Origin of the sequence: Streptosporangium sp. NPDC050284 (genome assembly GCF_044459525.1) — a bacterium.
Classification (GTDB): Bacteria; Actinomycetota; Actinomycetes; order Streptosporangiales; family Streptosporangiaceae; genus Streptosporangium.
In genome coordinates, this window is sequence record NZ_JBITIZ010000010.1 from 307,973 (window position 1) to 326,348 (window position 18,376).

Below are 18,376 nucleotides of genomic sequence, written 5' to 3' on the forward strand. Positions count from 1 at the left end.
GCCTCCTGTATCAGACTGGTGAGTACTCGCCGACGGCGGCGGGACTTGTCGGGGCGACCGGCGCGGGGCCGCCCGGTTTGAGCACACCCCACACCGCGTCGACGATCGACTGGGTGGTGAGGTCGTAGGTCTGGAAAAGGTGATGGGCGGTCAGAGCACCCTCGGCGAAGGTGTCCCGCAGGCCGACCCGGCGTAGCCTGGCGCCGGACCCGGCCTCGGCCAGGGCCTCGGCGACGGCCGACCCCAGGCCGCCGACGATCGTGTGGTTCTCCGCGGTCACGACCACGCGTACCCCGGCCGCGGCGTCCACCACCGTGGCGGTGTCCAGCGGCTTGATCACGGGGGCGTGCACGAGGCCGCAGTCGATCCCGGCGGCGCCGAGTATGTCGGTGGCGACGATGGCGGCGGGAAGCATCATGCCGTTGGTGACGATCACCGCATCGCAGCCCGTCCGCAGCCGCTGGGCGCGGTGCATCGAGAACTCGTACCCCTCCTCGAAGATCACCGGGATCTCGCCGCGCTTGAGGCGCAGGTAGACCGGGCCCGGATGGTCGAGGATCGTGGGCACGACTTGTTGGATCTCCGTGGCGTCGGCGGCGTCGATCACCGTCAGGTTGGGCAGCGCACGCATCAGCGCCACGTCCTCGATGGCCTGGTGGCTCGGACCACCGGGGCTGGAGATGCCCGGCATGAAGCCGACGATGCGCACCGGCAGGTTCGGGTATGCGACGGCGTTGACGATCTGGTCGAGCGGGCGCCGGGTGGCGAAGACACCGAAGGTGTGCACGAACGGTATGTGGCCGGACCGGGCCAGCGCCCCGGCGATGCCGATCATGTTGGCCTCGGCCATGCCGACGTTGATGAAACGTTCCGGCAGCTCGTCGCGGAACAGGTCGATCTCGCACTGACGGGTCAGGTCTCCGGACAGGCAGACGATCCGCTCGTCGATGCGGGCCAGATCCAGCAGTGCCCTGCCGTACGGTTTCAGGACTGTGGGGTACGGCGGTCTACGCAAGGCGGGCCTCCAGTTCGGCGACGGCCTGCTCGGCCAACTTCGGGGGGAGCTTGACGAAGTGTCCGTCGATGGTGCTGGGCAGACAGTCCAGGCCGGTGGTCGTGGCGGTCCTGGCGATGACGACCGCGGGGCGGTCGGACCGGACGGCCTTCTCGAGCGCGGACTCCAGCGCCTCGATGTCGTGGCCGTCCACGTCCTGGGCGTGCCACCCGAACGCGCGCCACTTGTCGGCGACGGGCTCGATCGTGGTGATCTCCGCGACCGGGCCGTCCACCTGGGAGTTGTTCGCGTCGACGAGCGCGATGACGCCGCCGAGCCCGTGGTGGGCGGCGAACATCGCCGCCTCCCAGACCTGGCCCTCCTCCAACTCGCCGTCACTGACGAGCACCACGGTCCTGGCGTCGGTGCGGCCCAGCAGCCGGTCGGAGAGCGCGAAGCCGACCGCGGCGGACAGGCCCTGCCCCAGCGATCCGCAGGTGAGGTCGATCGAGGGGGAGCGTTCCGTGCCGATCGCTTCCAAACGCGAGCCGTCGTGACCGTAGGTCGCGAGCGCGGCCGGATCGAGCAGGCCGCACTCGGCCGCCGCCGCGAACGCTCCGATCACATAGTGGCCCGGTGAGATCACGATGCGGTCCATCTCGGGTCGGTACACCCTGCCGTAGACGGTCGCCAGGATCTCGGCCGACGACAGCGCCTGTCCCAGATAGCCAAGCCCATGCGTCGCCACCATCCGCACGGCGTGAAGCCGGATGCGGTCGGCCAACGCGGCGAGTGACTCGGTTTTTTGGTCCATGTCTGCTCTCTAGTGGTAAAGTGGCTATGCCGCTTTAGTACAACCACAGAGCTTATGCCGTGTCAAGCCCTCTTCCTGGCGGTTCCGTGGCGGGCGTACGCTCTCCCTCGTCTTGGTCAAACTGGAGGAATCCATGGCGCTGGCGGACCACGAAAACGGTTCACGCCCACGCAAGGTTGTGGAGTTCGGGGCTGTCCGAACCGTGTCGACCAGCCGGCTCGCAGACGACGTCGCCGAGCAGATTCGACAGCTCATCATCACCCAGGACATCGCCGAAGGTGCGCGCCTGCCGTCGGAACGCCACCTCGCGGAGATGTTCGGCGCCAGTCGGCCGATCGTCAGCCAGGCCCTGCGCACGTTGTCGCTCATGGGGCTTGTCGAGATCAAACAGGGCTCGGGGGCGTACGTGATGCGTCGCCCGGAGTCGGGCCTGGCCGCCTCCGTCAACCTGATGCTCGACCTCGACAGGCAGTCCCTGTCACGCCTGGTCGACCTGAGGCTCTGGCTGGAGACGCTGGGGGCGACCGAAGGGTTGCGAAACCCCGAAACCGACCTCGCCGAGGTGAGGTCGGCGCTGCAACGCCTCGAGGAGAGCATGGCCCACGGCACGTCGGCGTGGATCGCCGCCGACACGGTCTTCCACGCGGCGGTCGTCCGGACCTCCGGCAACCCGTTCCTGACCTCGATCTACGAGGCGGTCCACACCGCGATCATCTCTTACGAGTACGACGACTGGGTCAACAGGGACCTGATCCCCGACTGGCTGTTACCGGACAGCGCCGACGCTCAGATGGCCATTCACAAGCCCATCCTGGACGGGATGACCGCCGGTGACGACGACGCCACCCGCGCCGCGATCCGTCACCACCACGAGGTGATGCTCCAGCACATCGAGCGCAGCCGCCGTTAGCGCCGCGACAAGACATCGCGGGCCGCATGCCTTGAGGGGATCACGCCGGGAAAGACGGCGGACGGGTGATCCGGCCCTCAATCCGGCACGGGTGAGATCCATGTGACGGGACGATCGCCATCCGAGGCGTCGGATCCGCCACGACAGGATTCGGCTACTGGTCGACCTCGGCACTGCCGTTGACGCGGAGCTTGCGGCGGGCGCGGTCGTAGAAGCTCTTGGGGCCGAGCCTGACCACCCAGGCGGCGGCGCGGATCGCGGTGATGCCGAGCGCGTCCCCGGGTGTCAGGTGCGCGGCCACCGCGCCGTCCACCTCCACGGCGAGCCGCCCGCTCGTCGGCAGCAGGTCGAGCACGACCCGCTCGTCGGCCGACAGCACGATGGCCCGGTTGAACGACGAGTGCGCGGCGGCGGGAACCACCAGGAACCCCTCGACCGTCGGCGACACGATGGGACCGCCCGCGGAGAAGCTGTAGGCGGTCGACCCGGTGGGGGTGGCCACGATCACCGCGTCGGCCGCGTAGCGCACGAAGGGGTGGCCCTCCACGGTGATCGACACCGCGGAGAGCCCGTCACCCGGTATCCGCACCAGGGCGATGTCGTTGAACGCGGTCATCGTCGTGCCGTCGGGCAGGGTCGCCCGCACCGCCATGCGCGGCTCGACCCGGTAGTCGTGATTGTCGATGGCCGACAGCGCGGGAGGCAGCTCGTCGACGTCGATCTCCGCGAGGAACCCCAGCCTGCCGAGGTTGACGCCCAGGACGGGGATCTTGCGCTCCGAGACGAGCCGCATGGTGCGCAGCATCGTGCCGTCGCCGCCGAGGCTGACCAGCAGGTCGGCGCGGTCGACCAGGGTGGGGGCGTCGACCGCGACGGCGCTGCAGTCGATGCGCCCGACCTCGTCGGGCAGCCCGAGCACCGTGACGTCGCGGGCGCGGGCCCACTCCACGATCGTGTCGATGGCCACCTTCGAATCGCGCTGTGGGTGCAGAACCAGTCCCACGGTCTTGACCATCCCCATGCCTCACACTGTACGGGGAGCCGCCATCGGATCCGTACGCCGGAAATCCCGGGGCTTCGCGAGAGCGGGATCCGGCGGCGAGGAGCGGGCGAGAGCGCGAGTGCGGGCGGGAGCCTGAGCGGCAGGTCCTGCGGCGACTGCGGGCACAGGTAAGGGTCCGGCGGCGAGGAGTGGGCTTCCGGGCGTGGCGGAGGCGGAGAGCCTCAGCCCTGGCGCCGTTTCTTCATCCGCGCCTCGTGGAGGTGGCGGCGCCCGCCGGCGAGCCGCTCCCTGATCCGTCTCTCCACGCCGGTGAAGGCGGCGTGGTAGCCGTCCTCGTACTCCTCCACGATCTGGAAGGTCCACCTGTCGGGGATGACGTCGAGGCCGATCAGCTCGCGGGTCACCATGTCGGCCATCTCGGGGTGGCCCGCGGCGCGCAGCAGTTCCACGGCCTCGTCGAGCTGCAGGTCGGCGTGGCCGGTCAGCTGGTGGAAGGAGTAGAGGTGCCCGCGAGCCCTCTCGGTCGTCTCCAGGGCCTCGGAGAGCTTGCCCAGGGCCTCGGCGGTCGCGTCGTCGACCTCGGTGTCGGTCCCGGTGTCGGTGTCGGCCTCGACGCGGGGCGAGGCGTCGGGCGAGGTTCGGGAGGAGGCCGTCTTCGGCCGTACGTCGTGGGTCACCCGATCTCCTCCTCGCGGGGCGGCGGCGGGCTCGGGGCGGTGCGCCGGAGCTCGGTCGCTGTCGGCTGCATGCCCTATGAGCCGTGGGAACGTGTCCCTACCCCGCGTGGAGAGCGTGAATCACCGGCTTCGCGCCGTGGGCAAAGAGGTGGTCTTGAGTCAACTTCTCGGCCCTGAAGGGTTCGAGCTTGCAGCTCCTCGCCGTGCATGGGGTGCACGGGTCAGGCCGCGTCGTCGGCAGCGTGACTCACTGCCCTGCGACCGATGTTGATCGCAGCGTTGTGGTCGGCGGGGCCGGCGAACCCGCAGCCGAGGCACTTGAAGTCGTCCCGGTTGGGACGGTTGCGTTTGTCGCAGTGCCCGCACCGGTGGCAGGTGCGGGAGGTGTTGCAGGGATCGACCAGACGCACGGGCACGCCGGCGAGGGCGGCCTTGTAGGTCACGAAGGTACGGAGCTGGTGAAACGCCCACGAGTGCAGGTCGGCACGCTGAGCCTTACGAACCGTTACCCGATCCCGGATGCCTTCGAGGTCTTCGAGGGCGATGCCCGAGCGGGTGCCTTTGGCTTTGCCGACCAGATGCTTGCTGATCACATGGTTGGTGTTCCGGGCGAACCGGGACTCTTTACGGCGGCGCGCCTTGAGGAGGCGCTTGGCGGACTTGGTGCCCTTGGCCTGGAGGCGGGCGCGCAGGCGGGCGTTGCGCCGCCGCACAGCCCGCACCCCCTTGCCGGTGTGTGCCTGACCGGTGGAGTCGGTGGCCAGGTTGACGATACCGAGATCCACGCCCAGCCACTCGTTGGGCTCGCCACCCCGCGCTGGTTCGGGCACGTCGATCACGACCGCGAGGTAGGACATGCCGTCGCGGTAGACGAGATCGGCCTGTCCCCGCGCGGTGGCCCCGCTGGTTTTCAGCCACCGGCCCTGGTAAACGACGGGGACGACGATGCGGCCTGCGAGGGTGAGGATGCTGACCGCGCCGCGGCCTTTCCACGACAGGATGCGCTGGTCGTAGGCGACCGCACCCAGATCCCGGAAGGTCGGCTTGATCTTCTTGTCGCGCTTGTACGCCTCGCGCGCCTTGGCGATCGACCGGATGGCCATCTGCGCCGACAGGCCGAACTCGTGCCACAGGTCGGTGTACACCAGCTTTTGTAAGGCGATCTTGTTGGCGGTGTGGTGGGTGAACGCCACCTCGGCGGCGCGGTTGGCGGCGGCGTTGCAGGCCCACATCGTCGCCAGCAGCGCCTCGCGCTGCTCAGCGCTCGGGGCGAGTTTCAGCATCTCCGTCACCAGCATGCATTGAGTGACATCACTCAATGCATGCTGGTGCCTCGTTCATGACTGACTGGTCAGGGCACGCTCGGGCCTTGGTGGCCCTCCTGCTCCCGATTCCTCCCCGGCCTGAAGGCCGGGCCTTCTGGGGAGGTTCGGTGAACACACAGTTAAATGCCAGGAAAGGTGGCTACCCTCCGTGGGCATGGACTGGCAGCGCAAGGCAAACAACGCACTTGTCAAGCTAACCGGATTCCAGCTTAACCGAGTAGGAAAAGTTGGTCCACCGGCGGCGGTGAGGACACCCGCGGTGGCGGAGGAGTCGTTCAGGCCGCCCTCGGACCCGAAGGTCGACCGGCTGCTGATCGCTCCGATCTTCATCCTCTCGCCGGTGCGGTCCGGCTCCACGCTCCTGAGGGTCCTGCTCAACGCCCACTCCATGCTGCACGCCCCGCACGAGCTGCACGTCCGAAGGCTGCGGGTGGAGTTCGGCACCTCGCTGGCGGAGAAGGCGATGGGGGCACTCGGGCACGACCGGGCCGACCTGGAACACCTGCTGTGGGATCGCGTGCTCCACCGCGAGCTGGTCAGAAGCGGCAAGACGTTCGTCGTGGACAAGACTCCGGCCAACGCCTTCGCGTACCGGCGCATCGCCGCGTGCTGGCCGGACGCCCGGTTCGTCTTCCTGCTGCGCCACCCGGCGTCCATCGCGAGTTCGTGGTACGAGGCCGGCGCGGGCAAGAGGACGCCCGAGGAGGCGGCGCTCGACGCCCTTCGTTACATGAAGGCCGTGCAGCGGGCCCGAGGGGCGCTCAACGGGTGCACCGTGCGCTACGAGGACCTGACCGCCGACCCCGAGACCGAGGGGCGCCGTCTCTGCGACTTCCTCGGTGTTCCCTGGGAACCGGAGATGCTGACGTACGGAGAGCAGTCCGTGCTGGAGAAGGGGCTCGGCGACTGGAAGGACAAGATCCGCTCCGGGAGCGTGCAGCCCGCGCGCGAGCTGCCGACGACGGAGGAGATCCCCGAGCCGCTCAGACCGATGTGTGAGAGCTGGGGATACCTGCCGCGCGCCGCGGAGCCCGCGTGACGGCCCCGGGGGCGCCCGGATCTCCCGGTGCGATGAAGATCCGCTACATGCTTCTGCACGCGTACGGCATGGGTGGAACGATCCGCACGGTGATCAACCAGGCGAACGCGATGGCCGCTGCCGGACACGAGGTCGAGATCGTCAGCGTGGTGCGCCGTAGGGAGAGCCCGCAGTTCCCGATCGACGAGCGTGTCCGCCTCCTGGCGCTGTCGGACCAGCGGGAGGCCAGGCCCGTCGACTCGGTGGGGCGCAAGGCCTGGCGGCGGATCCGCGGCAAGATCGTGCCCGCAGGGGAGTTCGCGGCCTCCTACTTCACCGAGCGCGTGGAACGGGCCGTCATCGAGTACGTCTCCGCGCTCCAGGACGGCATCCTGGTCACCACCCGTCCCGCGCTGAACCTCATCTCCGCCCGGCGCACTCCCACGAGTGTCGTCAGGATCGCCCAGGAACACATGAACCTGGCCACCCACCCCGAGGCGGTCCGGTCGGCGATCGCCCGCCACTACGGCGGCCTGAACGCGGTGGCCGTGCTCACCGGGACCGACAGAAAGGAATACCAGGAGCTTCTGCCGGACACCCCCGTCGTGCGGATACCCAACGCGGTCGGCCCGGTGCGGCAGCCGCCCGCCGGCCGGGAGGGAAGGCTCGTGGTCGCGGCCGGGCGGCTCGTCGGGCAGAAGGGGTTCGACCTGCTGATCCCCGCGTTCCGGCAGGTCGTCGACCGCCACCCCGACTGGCGGTTGCGCATCTACGGCACCGGCCCGAAGAAGGACAAGCTGCGCGAGCTCCTGAAGGAGCACGCGCTGGGTGACAACGTCACTTTGATGGGACGGACCGAGCGCCTCGACGAGGAGCTGGCCAAGGCGTCCTTCTACGTGCTCAGCTCGCGGTTCGAGGGGCTGCCGATGGTGATGATCGAGGCGATGGCCCAGGCGCTGCCCGTTGTCGCCTTCGACTGCCCGACCGGCCCGGCCGACGTGCTCACTCCCGGCGTCGACGGGCTGCTCGTCCCTCCCAAGGACGTCGACGCGCTGGCGGCGGCGATGGTCCGGCTCGTCGAGGACCGGGAGCTGCGGGAGCGGATAGGGGCAGCCGCGATCGTCACCGCGCGCGACTACACGCCCGAGGTGGTCATGCCGCTTTGGGAGAACCTGTTCGCCGAGCTTCTGGACCGCGCGCCGGAACGGTAACGCTGACCGGCTTCGCCCGACTTTCCGCTTTTAAGGGAAATGTCGTTCTGAGTCATATTCCGCCTTTTTTGCTGTGCCGTCGCGTTTTCGTGTGAGGTCGACGGCATGTTCGGGCGCCCGGGATATGGCCGCCGGTGTGCCCGGGACGACCGAGGGGCGTCCGGGATCGGCCGTCGGCCTGTCCGAGGTGCGCCCGGGGGCGAGGACGTGACCGGGGCCCGTTTCACGCGAGGGGGTTTCCGCGTCGCGGCGCCGGTCGCCGGGGATGCGTGATGCCATGTCTGCCGTGACGGACATCCCGGCCCGCGGAGCCCGTCGTATGTGTGGCGCCGAGATGAATAAGACATTCAATGTTTTTCGGGCATTTGGCGATGGCGACTTTGTTAATTGTTGGCCGGATCCTATTCAATGCTTGACAGGTTATTTAAGGACCTCCCAATATTGAGGCGTCCACGATGGCGGTCCGTATCCGGCTCCGCGCATCGGGGGGTCAACGATTCTGCCGTTTCTGTCGCGGGTAATTGGCGTTCCCCCTGGCTGTTTCATGTCTTTTTTCTCCCCTGTCAGTACGAGTACGGATCGGTGGTGTGTTGTGACGGAGTTCGAGGCTGGCCGGTCGCAGCTGAGTTTGAGTACGGACGCCGCGCGTAACCTGGCGACGACGACCAAGTCGACTCCCCAGATGCAGGAGATCACCTCACGGTGGCTGCTGCGGATGCTCCCCTGGACGCAGGTCTCGGGCGGCACCTACCGCGTCAACCGGCGGCTGAGCTACACGATCGGCGACGGGCGGGTGAGCTTCACCAGCTCGGGGTCGCAGGTGGCGGTCATCCCGGCCGAGCTGTGCGAGCTGCCCCTGCTGCGCGGGTTCGACGACTCCGACGTCCTCGACGCGCTGGCGGGCAGGTTCGTCCAGCGCGAGTTCCAGGCCGGCGACGTGCTCGTGGAGGCGGGACAGCCGGCCGACGAGGTCGTGCTCATCGCGCACGGCAAGGTCAACAAGCTCGGCACGGGTCCGTACGGCGACGAGATCGTGCTGACCGTGCTCGCGGCGGGCGACCACTTCGGTGACGACGCGCTCGTCGGTGACGAGGGCGAGTGGCCGTTCACCGCCAAGGCGGTCACCAGCGGCACGGCGATGGTCCTGCCCCGGCACGCGTTCCTTGAGCTGGCCGGGCAGGCGGAGCCGCTCCAGGCCCACCTACGGCAGCGGGAGACGGCCGAGCGCGGGCCACAGAACAAGTACGGCGAGGCCGCCGTCGAGGTGGCCGCCGGGCACGCGGGAGAGGCCGACCTGCCGGGCACGTTCGTCGACTACGAGCTCACCCCGCGCGAGTACCAGCTGAGCGTCGCGCAGACGGTCCTGCGGGTGCACACCCGGGTGGCCGACCTCTACAACGACCCGATGGACCAGATCGAGCAGCAGCTCCGGCTCACGATCGAGGTGCTGCGCGAGCGCCAGGAGCACGAGCTGATCAACAACCGCGAGTTCGGGCTGCTGCACAACGCCGACCTCAAGCAGCGGATCCACACCCGCAGCGGCCCGCCCACCCCCGACGACCTCGACGAGCTGCTCAGCCGTCGCAGGAGCACGAGCTTCTTCCTCGCCCACCCGCACGCCATCGCCGCCTTCGGCCGCGAGTGCAACGCGCGCGGACTCTACCCGCAGGGCGTCGACGTCGGCGGCAGCGGGGTGCCCGCCTGGCGCGGCGTCCCCATCTTCTCCTGCAGCAAGATCCCCATCACCTCCACCCGCACCACCTCGATCCTGGCGATGCGCGTCGGCGAGGACAACCAGGGGGTCATCGGCCTGCACCAGACCGGCATCCCCGACGAATACCAGCCGAGCCTCTCGGTCCGCTTCATGGGCATCAGCGAGAAGGCGATCATCTCCTACCTGGTCAGCGCCTACTACTCCGCCGCCGTCCTGGTGCCCGACGCGCTCGGCATCCTGGAAGACGTCGAGATCGGCCACTGAGGACGGGCCGGGCGACCCACCACCTTCGGACCGGCCGCTGAGCGAGGGAGAGCAAGGATGACGACCATCGAGATGTCGACGAACGGGCGGTCCGCGGGTGAGGTGCTCGCCTGGAGCCGGGACATGGTCGAGGCGACCCTGCGCCCGGCGGCCGACACGCTGCCCGCCTCGATGCGGCGAATCGCCGGATACCAGTTCGGCTGGTGGGACGAGCAGGGCAGGCCGTCCACGATCGGCGGGGGCAAGGCGCTCCGTCCCGCGCTCGCCCTGCTCTCGGCCGAAGCCGTCGGGGGGGCCGCCGTCTCGGCTCTTCGGCCGGCGGCGGCCGTCGAGCTGGTGCACGACTTCTCCCTGCTGCACGACGACGTGATGGACGGTGACCGGACCCGCCGCCACCGCCCCACGGCCTGGGCGGTCTTCGGCGTCAGCCCGGCCATCCTGGCCGGTGACGCGCTGCTGACGCTCGCCTTCGACGTGCTCGCGACCGGAGGGCACCCGGCCACCGCCGAGGCGACCCGGATCTTCAGCACCGCCGTGCAGGAGCTCCTGGACGGCCAGAGCGCGGACGTCGCCTTCGAGGATCGCCGGGATGTCGGGCCGGCCGACTGCCTGAGCATGGCGACCGGTAAGACCGGGGCCCTGCTGGGGTGCGCGTGCGGGCTCGGCGCCCTGTTCGGCGGTGGCACTCCCGAGCAGGTCGAGCACCTCGTCGCCTTCGGCAGGGACCTGGGACTCGCGTTCCAGCTCGTCGACGACCTGCTCGGCATCTGGGGAGATCCCGCGACGACCGGCAAGCCCGTCCACTCGGATCTGCGCAGCCGCAAGAAGTCCGTCCCGGTCGTCGCGGCCCTCACCTCGGGCACCCCGGCCGGACGGGAGCTGTCGGAGCTCTACCACCGGGAGCAGTCGCTCTCCGACGACGAGCTGGTCCACGCGGCCACGCTCGTCGAGGCCGCGGGCGGGCGCGACTGGACGCGAGTGGAGGCCGACGAGCTGCTCGCGCGGGCACTGCGCCACCTGGAGGCGGTGGGGGCGCTGCCCCGGCCCGCCGCGGAGCTGACCACCCTCGCCCGTCTCGTCACCCGCCGCGACCACTAGACGGTGCGGAGGTGGGCGGGCACCTCCGCGTTCGCCTCCTCGGTGGAGCCCTCAGACGAAGGCGCCGATACCGGTGATCGCCCGTCCCACGATCAGGGTGTTGATCTCCCGCGTCCCCTCGTAGGAGTAGATCGCCTCGGAGTCGGCGACGAAGCGGCCGACGTCGTAGTCGAGGTCGATGCCGTTACCGCCCAGGATCTCCCTCGCCCACCCCACGGCCTCGCGCATCCGCGCCGTGCAGAAGGCCTTGGCCATCGCCGAGTGCTCGTCCCGGTAGACGCCCGCGTCCTGAAGTTGCGCCAGCCGCACCACCATGCCCAGCGAGCAGGTGATGTTGCCCAGCATCCGCACGAGCAGGTCCTGCACGAGCTGGAACCCCGCGATCGGCCGCCCGAACTGCTCGCGCGTCCCGGCGTACTCCAGCGCCAGCTCGTAGGCGCCCATCATGCACCCCACCGCCTGCCACGCCACGCCTCCCCGGGTCTGCCGCAGGATGGCGCCGGTGTCGCGGAAGCCGTTGGCCTTCTGCAGCCGGTTGATCTCCGGCACCAGGCAGTTGGTGAGGGTGATGTCGGCGTTCTGGACCGTCCGCAGGGCTATCTTGTTCTCGATCTTCGTCGCGGCGAAGCCGGGCGTACCCTTCTCGACCACGAATCCCTTGACTGCGCCGTCGGCGCCGTCGGTCTCGTCCTTCGCCCACACCACGATCAGGTCGGCGAAGGTCGCGTTGCCGATCCAGCGCTTGGCCCCGTTGAGCACCCACATGTCGCCCTCGCGGCGGGCCGTCGTGCGCAGTCCGGCCGCGACGTCGGAACCCCCCTCGGGTTCCGTCAGCGCGAACGCGCCGATCTTCTCCATCGCCGCCATCGGTGCCAGCCACCGCTCCCGCTGCTCCTCTGAGCCCAGCCGGTCGACGCTGCCCATCGCGAGACCGTTGTGGACGCCGAAGAACGTGCCCATCGACGGATCCACCCGGTTCATCTCCAGGACCACGAACCCGGTCAGCAGGCTCCGCGCGCCCCGATAGGACAGGCCCGCGATGTCAAGCTTGGCGAACCCGGGAACCAGCTCGTGGGGAAAGCGGGAGTTGGTCCACGCCTCGTTCGCGATGGGCGCGACCTCGCGCGCCATGAACTCCCGCACCCGGAGCACGATCTCCTTCTCGTGCTCCTCCAGCAGGTCGAAGTAGTCATAGAAATCACCGGTCGTCATCGGCGCGGCTTCCCTCCGGTAGTCGTGTCCCTGTCTTGGCCGAATGCCCGAAAGCCGGGGCATCAAGCGGAACACGCCGGAGACGATGAAGGCCCGGGATGTCCCCGGGCCTTCATGTTGGTCGCCGTCAGGTGTCGCCCGGCCGCGATGCGGTCTCAGGCGGGACTACCAGCGGCGGGTGTAAACACGCACCCCGTCGGTCCGGCTGCGGCTCTCCTCGAGCTTGTCGGTGCCGTCGAAGATCGCGCGGTAGTCACCGCTCTTGCTCGCGCGGGCCTTGGCGCGGAACGTACCCTGCCAGTTCGTGTCGGCGGAGGTCACGTACTTCCAGGCGCTGGAGCCGCGCTTGCGGAAGTAGATCTCCACCTCCTCGCCGCGTACGCCCTTCCAGCGCCTGTCGTCGACCTGGAGACGGCCGGTGAAGTAGACCGAGCGGCCCTTGCGGACGCGCTCGGGGTTCGCGGAGAACCGGTAGACGCGGGTCTCGGCCTTCTCGGCCTTCTCGTGCGCGACGGAGAAGTTGACCTCGTCGGTCACCTTCTTGCCGTCCTTGTCGTACGCGTCGGCGATCGCGACCCAGCGACCCTCGAAGTCGCTCTCGTCGAAGCTGGTCGTGAAGCGCCACAGGTCGCCCTTGTGCAGGAGCCTGGGCTCCTGGGCGGCCAGGGTACGGGCCCGGTCGGAGACCGGCCTGAGGCGAAGCTCGACGCGGGTGGCCTCGGTGGTACGGACCTCGATGGTGACCCTTGTGTCGTCGTCTCCCTTCACGACGACCGGGTTCGGGTCGATGTTGTCGATGCGCACACTGAGAGCGACTCGCTCCGCGGAGGCCGTTCCCGCGGACAGGAGCAGAGAGCTGCCCACCGCGGTCGACAGCAGGCCGATGGCGATTCGTTTCATCAAGACGCTTTCCTCTTCTCCCCGTTTCAGGAGACGGTCAGGGTTGACCGCTCCCGCATCCATAAGACGACACAGAAGCGGGTGATGTTGCCAAAAATCTCCAAAAAAGGGAGTTTAAGTCTCCGTAAGGTAACGTTTCTGGGTAGGAATGGCCAGGTCAGGCATCGGTCGCCGGGTACCGAAAATTTATTTGAAGTAAGTCTCTTATGTCCGATTTGTCGGAAATTCTCTCTGTGGAACGAAGGGGCTGCGAGTGGGTTTAGCATCGCCAATCGGACATAACGGACAATTGGGGTGTGGTGTCGCGGTGTCGCCGGACGGATAGCGTTTGCGTATGAGTGCCACCATCGTCACCAAGGATCTGGCCGCCGGACACGGCGACCGCGCGCTTTTCACCGGGCTCGACCTGGTGGTCGCCCCCGGTGACATCGTCGGCCTGGTCGGGGTGAACGGCGCGGGCAAGTCCACCCTGCTGCGGATCCTCGCGGGGCTGCTGCCCGCCGAGCACGGCTCCGTGCGCCTCAGCCCACCCTCGGCGTCGGTCGGCTACCTGCCCCAGGAGCGTGAGCGCCGCGCGGGCGAGACGATCGCGGAGTTCCTGGCCCGCCGCACCGGGGTGGCCGCCGCGCAGCGCGCGCTGGACACCGCCACCCAGGGGCTGGTGGAGGGCACCCCGGGCGCCGACGACGACTACGCCACCGGGCTGGAGCGCTGGCTCGCCCTGGGCGGCGCCGACCTGGAGGACCGGGCCGCCGAGGTCGTCGACGAACTCGGCCTCGCCGTGGAGCTCGACCGGCCGATGACGGCGCTCTCCGGCGGCCAGGCCGCGCGGGCGGGCATGGCCTCCCTGCTGCTCAGCCGATACGACGTCTTCCTGCTGGACGAACCCACCAACGACCTCGACCTGGAGGGGCTGGAGCGGCTCGAACGCTTCGTCACCGGCCTGCGCGCCGGGACCGTCCTGGTCAGCCACGACCGCGAGTTCCTGGCCAGGACCGTGAACAGGGTCGTCGAGCTCGATCTCGCCCAGCAGCTGGTCAGGGTGCACGGCGGCGGCTACGAGGCCTACCTCGCCGAGCGCGAGGTCGCCCGCAGGCATGCCCGCGAGGAGTACGAGGAGTACGCGGGCACCGTCGCCTCCCTCAAGCAGCGCGCGGGGATGCAGCGCGCCTGGATGGAGAAGGGCGTCAAGAACGCGCGGCGAAAGGCGCCCGACAACGACAAGATCGGCCGCAACCTCCGTACCGAGACGACGGAGAAGCAGGCGGCGAAGGCCCGCCAGACCGAGCGGATGATCGAGCGGCTGGAAGAGGTCGAGGAGCCCCGCAAGGAGTGGGAGCTGCGCATGGAGATCGCGGTGGCGCCGAGGTCGGGCGCCGTCGTCGCGACGCTGCGCGACGCCGTGGTCCGCCGCGGCACGTTCACCCTCGGCCCGGTGAACCTGCAGGTCGGCTGGGCGGAGCGGGTGGCGATCACCGGCGCGAACGGCTCGGGAAAGTCCACCCTGCTCGCGGCGCTTCTGGGCCGGCTCCCGCTGGAGGAGGGCAACGCCTCGCTCGGTCCCGGCGTGGTCGTCGGGGAGGTGGACCAGGCGCGCGGGCTCTTCCTCGGCGACGAACCCCTGGTGGACGCCTTCGGCGCGGCCGTGCCCGACATGGTCCCCGGCGACGTCCGCACGCTGCTCGCCAAGTTCGGCCTGCGCGCCGCGCACGTGCCGCGCCCGGCCGCCACCCTCTCGCCGGGGGAGCGGACCCGGGCCGCGCTCGCGCTGCTCCAGGCGCGCGGGGTGAACCTGCTCGTCCTGGACGAGCCGACCAACCATCTGGACCTGGCCGCGATCGAGCAGCTGGAGTCCGCGCTCGCCTCCTATCCCGGTACGCTGCTGCTGGTCACCCACGACCGCCGGATGCTGGAGGCGGTGCACACCACCCGGCGGGTCCACGTCGACGAAGGCCGGATCACCGAAAGGTGACCGAGACGCCTGCGGGACCTGACTGATGACGTAATTTTCGCAAGTCTCTGCAAGTAATTGCTTTTTTTGCCTTATAGTTTCATCATGACGCGACGGCTTGCAGAAGTGGCCAAGAAGGTCGGGATGAGCGAGGCGACGGTCAGTCGCGTGCTCAACGGGAAGCCCGGCGTGTCCGAGGCGACCCGTGAGGCCGTCCTCACGGCGCTCGACGTGCTCGGCTACGAGCGGCCGACCCAGCTGCGAGGTGACAGGGCGCGGCTGGTCGGGCTGGTCCTCCCCGAGCTGCAGAACCCCATCTTCCCCGCCTTCGCCGAGGTGGTCGGGGGCGCGCTGGCCCAGCAGGGCTTCACCTCCGTGCTGTGCACCCGGACCCTGGGCGGCGTCTCCGAGGCGGAGTACGTCGATCTGCTGCTCCAGCAGCAGGTGTCCGGGGTCGTCTTCGCCGGGGGGCTGTTCGCCCAGGCCGACGCCCCCCACGACCATTACGAGCTGCTGCGGGAGCGACGCCTGCCGACCGTGCTGGTGAACGCCGCGGTCGCGCACCTCGCCTTCCCGCAGGTCTCCTGCGACGACGCGGCCGCCGCCGAGATGGCGCTCGGCCACCTGCGGTCGCTGGGCCACGAGCGGATCGGCATGGTGCTCGGCCCTCCCGACCACGTGCCCTCGCGGCGCAAGCTGGACGCGGCGGACCTCGACCCCGAGTTCGTGGAGCACACCATGTTCTCCCTGGAAGGGGGGCACGCGGCGGCCGCGCGGCTGATGCGAAAGGGCGTGACCGGCGTCATCTGCGCGAGCGACGTGATGGCCCTGGGCGCGATCAGGGCGGCCCGCAGGGCCGGGCTCTCCGTGCCCGATGACGTCTCGGTGATCGGCTACGACGACTCCGCGCTGATGAACTGCACCGACCCGCCGCTGACGACGCTGCGTCAGCCGATCGACGCGATGGGCCGCGCGGTCGTCGACCTGCTCGCGGCCCAGATCGACAAGGCCCTCGTCCCGGCCGACGAGTTGCTCTTCGAGCCCGAACTGGTGGTCAGGGCCTCGACAGGCCCGGTCAAGCGCTGAGGGGCGCCGGTCGCGAGGCGCGGGATGCCGCCCCGCGCCCCGGCGCCCGATCCCCGGGGCTCTCGCCGGTCGCCTCGCTGGAGCTCCGGGTGTTCCGGGCGTCCGAGTGACGGTCGCCGCGCCGAGGGACCCGCTCCGGTCACGCCACGGACGAACTGGCAGTGTGCCGTCGCTATATTCCGAGCTTTCCTTTCTTTGTTACGAGTCTATGTCGTAAAAAATAAGTTGAAATGTCTCTGGCTTCCTAGGAAACATGTCCGACGGCGGCTCCGCGTACCCGGGCCGACTCGGGTGCCGAGAGGATCCGGGCCGGTTCGCGCAACAGGTGTCCTTCGCCGGTTCGTGTGACGGACGGGGACGGACCTGTGTTCGTGGCGGCGGTTCCGGGCGAGTTCGTGTGACGGGTCCGGACCTTCCGTGAACCCGCCGGAATAGCGCAGCATGCCCGCCTCCATCCCCTTCGGGGGTTTTGGTCGCCACCGGGACACCTCTGGGCCTACCGTTTGCCGTTTTCGTCACTCTGTGTAGTTATCGATCTCTTACAGTTGTCGTGGCGAGTGTGGAGGATCCATCGCTTGCCGCCCCCCGAAGACATGCTTCGTCATTCGGAAGGAAAAGATCTTGCGTAAGAGATTTGCCGTGCTCGCCTCGGCGGGCGTAGGCGCTTTCATGGTCATCCTGGCGGCACCGGCGGTCGCCGCTCCCAGCGCCGACACAATCGTCACATTCTCCGTGGAAGCAGGAAGCCTGGACATCACCGCGCCGGCCGGCCCAATCGATCTCGGCTCCGCTCCCCCCGGTGGCACGCTCACCGGGCAGATCGGCCCGGTGTCGGTCTCGGACACCCGAGGCGGGGCCACCTCGGTCTGGACCGCGACGGTGTTCGCGACGGATTTCACCGCCGCCGCCCTGACGATCCCCTTCGCTTCCGTGGAGTACTGGTCCGGGCCGAGGACCGCCAGCACCGGTGGCGGCACCTTCATCCCCGGACAGCCCACGGCGGCCGACGCGGTCCCGCTGACGGGCACGACGGCGGACGCCATCCCGGCCATGGCCCACACAGGAGGCACGGGTGGCAGCACGGCGACGTGGAACCCCACGCTGATCGTCAACATTCCCATCACGGCTCAGATCGGCGACTACAGCGGGACGGTGACACATCAGGTGGCATAGCCGGATAGCTGGACCGTTCACGCTGACGCTGCTGGCCGCGCTGTGTTCCGGTGTGGTCGGCGCGTCAGCCGACGGGAGTCGGGTCGCCGCGGACCCCCGGGGCACGATCGGCATCCGCCTTCTCGAAGCGCCGGTCAGCTACCGCGGCGATCCTCGCGCGCTCTCCTACATCGTCGACCATCTCAATCCGGGCACCACCATCCAGCGGAAGGTGGAGATCTCCAACACATCCAGGAGACCGCAGCGCGTCAGCCTGTATCCGGCCGCCGCCGACGTCGCGCGCAACAGCTTCAACGCGCCGGCGGGCCGCCCCAGGAACGAGCTGGTGAGCTGGATGTCGCTCGACCGAGACTCTGTCGATGTGCCGCCGGGCGGCACGTCGACCGCCCAGGTAGCGATCAAGGTGCCGCCCGTGGCCTCGCGCGGCGAGCGGTTCGGTGTCGTCTGGGCGGAGGTCGTCGCCGAACCCGACGACTCCCACCCCGTGCGCGTCGTCAACCGGGTCGGGATCCGCGTCTACCTCGATGTCGGGCCGGGCGGCGAACCGCCGTCGGACTTCCGGATCGAGACGCTGACACCCGCACGCGCCCCGGACGGCAGCCCGCAACTGGTGGCACTGGTCCGTAACACCGGGAAGCGGACCCTGGACATGAACGGGTCGTTGTCGCTCACGGATGGCCCCGGAGGTCTGCAGGCCGGGCCTTTCCCCGCCGACCTGGGGGTCACGCTGCTTCCGGACACCGCCGCCCCGGTGACGGTGACCATGGACCGGCACGTGCCCGACGGTCCATGGAAGGCCAGGCTGACCCTGATGAGCGGCATGGTGAAACGGATGGGCACCGCCACCCTCACCTTCCCGGAGGCGGGCGCGGGCCTCTCCGTCGAACCTGACGAGAACTACCTGCCCCTGGTGGGGCTGGTGGCCGGGCTGCTCCTTCCCGCCACCGCCCTCGGCATCGTGGTGCGCCGCAGGCGCCGGGCCGTCGCCTCGGTGAGCTGACGCTCCCGTCGAGGTGGCGGCCCGGT

At 69.2% G+C, this 18,376-nt stretch carries 16 protein-coding genes; 9 read left to right on the plus strand and 7 right to left on the minus strand.

The genetic code is table 11. The features are described 5' to 3' along the window. Positions 1-10: 10 nt before the first annotated feature. On the minus strand, positions 11-1,015 hold the full coding sequence (locus ACIBH4_RS24475; RefSeq protein ID WP_362516382.1) for a transketolase C-terminal domain-containing protein: 1,005 nt from the start codon (positions 1,013-1,015) through the stop codon (positions 11-13). After that, on the minus strand, positions 1,008-1,808 hold the full coding sequence (locus tag ACIBH4_RS24480; RefSeq protein ID WP_362767911.1) for a thiamine pyrophosphate-dependent enzyme: 801 nt from the start codon (positions 1,806-1,808) through the stop codon (positions 1,008-1,010). Before ACIBH4_RS24480 ends, ACIBH4_RS24475 begins: the two co-directional genes overlap by 8 nt. Before the next feature lie 202 nt (positions 1,809-2,010). Between ACIBH4_RS24480 and ACIBH4_RS24485 the strand changes: the two genes are divergently transcribed. Then, positions 2,011-2,718: a GntR family transcriptional regulator gene (locus ACIBH4_RS24485; RefSeq protein ID WP_362516377.1), complete on the plus strand. Its 708-nt coding sequence runs from the start codon at positions 2,011-2,013 to the stop codon at positions 2,716-2,718. A 154-nt stretch (positions 2,719-2,872) separates the two neighbouring features. On the opposite strand, the gene ACIBH4_RS24490 is transcribed toward ACIBH4_RS24485, so the two are convergent. The 3 genes from ACIBH4_RS24490 to ACIBH4_RS24500 all read right to left on the minus strand — a co-directional run bounded on the left by ACIBH4_RS24490 (position 2,873) and on the right by ACIBH4_RS24500 (position 5,696). After that, positions 2,873-3,739 carry an NAD(+)/NADH kinase gene (locus tag ACIBH4_RS24490; RefSeq protein ID WP_362516375.1) on the minus strand — a complete coding sequence of 289 codons (867 nt, stop codon included), beginning with the start codon at positions 3,737-3,739 and terminating at the stop codon, positions 2,873-2,875. A 203-nt stretch (positions 3,740-3,942) separates the two neighbouring features. Further along, complete coding sequence (locus ACIBH4_RS24495) at positions 3,943-4,398, minus strand: hypothetical protein (RefSeq protein WP_362767913.1); 456 nt, start codon at positions 4,396-4,398, stop codon at positions 3,943-3,945. Positions 4,399-4,619: 221 nt separating this feature from the next. Next, a complete protein-coding gene (locus ACIBH4_RS24500; RefSeq protein WP_362767916.1) occupies positions 4,620-5,696 on the minus strand; it encodes a transposase in 1,077 nt (358 codons plus the stop codon). Between the two features lie 271 nt (positions 5,697-5,967). On the opposite strand from ACIBH4_RS24500, the gene ACIBH4_RS24505 reads away from it, so the two are divergent. From ACIBH4_RS24505 to ACIBH4_RS24520, 4 genes are all read left to right on the plus strand, one after another. Next, entirely contained in the window at positions 5,968-6,762 is a 795-nt protein-coding gene (locus tag ACIBH4_RS24505) for a sulfotransferase (RefSeq protein WP_362516367.1), read from the plus strand. Further along, entirely contained in the window at positions 6,759-7,952 is a 1,194-nt protein-coding gene (locus tag ACIBH4_RS24510; RefSeq protein ID WP_362767919.1) for a glycosyltransferase family 4 protein, read from the plus strand. Before ACIBH4_RS24505 ends, ACIBH4_RS24510 begins: the two co-directional genes overlap by 4 nt. A gap of 592 nt (positions 7,953-8,544) precedes the next feature. Further along, positions 8,545-9,930 (plus strand): family 2B encapsulin nanocompartment shell protein, encoded by a 1,386-nt coding sequence (locus ACIBH4_RS24515; protein ID WP_362767922.1) that lies wholly within the window; start codon positions 8,545-8,547, stop codon positions 9,928-9,930. Between the two features lie 57 nt (positions 9,931-9,987). Next, complete coding sequence (locus ACIBH4_RS24520; protein WP_362516360.1) at positions 9,988-11,028, plus strand: family 2 encapsulin nanocompartment cargo protein polyprenyl transferase; 1,041 nt, start codon at positions 9,988-9,990, stop codon at positions 11,026-11,028. Positions 11,029-11,079: 51 nt separating this feature from the next. Here the strand turns inward: ACIBH4_RS24520 and ACIBH4_RS24525 are convergent, their stop codons facing one another. After that, positions 11,080-12,240: an acyl-CoA dehydrogenase family protein gene (locus tag ACIBH4_RS24525; RefSeq protein WP_362516358.1), complete on the minus strand. Its 1,161-nt coding sequence runs from the start codon at positions 12,238-12,240 to the stop codon at positions 11,080-11,082. A 165-nt stretch (positions 12,241-12,405) separates the two neighbouring features. Next, on the minus strand, positions 12,406-13,140 hold the full coding sequence (locus tag ACIBH4_RS24530; protein ID WP_362767925.1) for a hypothetical protein: 735 nt from the start codon (positions 13,138-13,140) through the stop codon (positions 12,406-12,408). 334 nt (positions 13,141-13,474) lie between these two features. Here ACIBH4_RS24530 and ACIBH4_RS24535 point away from each other — a divergent pair, with 334 nt between their 5' ends. From ACIBH4_RS24535 to ACIBH4_RS24550, 4 genes are all read left to right on the plus strand, one after another. Then, a complete protein-coding gene (locus ACIBH4_RS24535) occupies positions 13,475-15,112 on the plus strand; it encodes an ABC-F family ATP-binding cassette domain-containing protein (protein WP_362767928.1) in 1,638 nt (545 codons plus the stop codon). A gap of 84 nt (positions 15,113-15,196) precedes the next feature. Continuing rightward, positions 15,197-16,177, plus strand: a complete 981-nt coding sequence (locus ACIBH4_RS24540; RefSeq protein ID WP_362516350.1) for a LacI family DNA-binding transcriptional regulator — start codon at positions 15,197-15,199, stop codon at positions 16,175-16,177. 621 nt (positions 16,178-16,798) lie between these two features. Further along, on the plus strand, positions 16,799-17,350 hold the full coding sequence (locus tag ACIBH4_RS24545) for a hypothetical protein (protein ID WP_362767931.1): 552 nt from the start codon (positions 16,799-16,801) through the stop codon (positions 17,348-17,350). A 52-nt stretch (positions 17,351-17,402) separates the two neighbouring features. After that, positions 17,403-18,350, plus strand: coding sequence for a hypothetical protein (locus tag ACIBH4_RS24550; protein WP_362767934.1), 948 nt, complete (start codon positions 17,403-17,405; stop codon positions 18,348-18,350). Positions 18,351-18,376 lie beyond the last annotated feature (26 nt).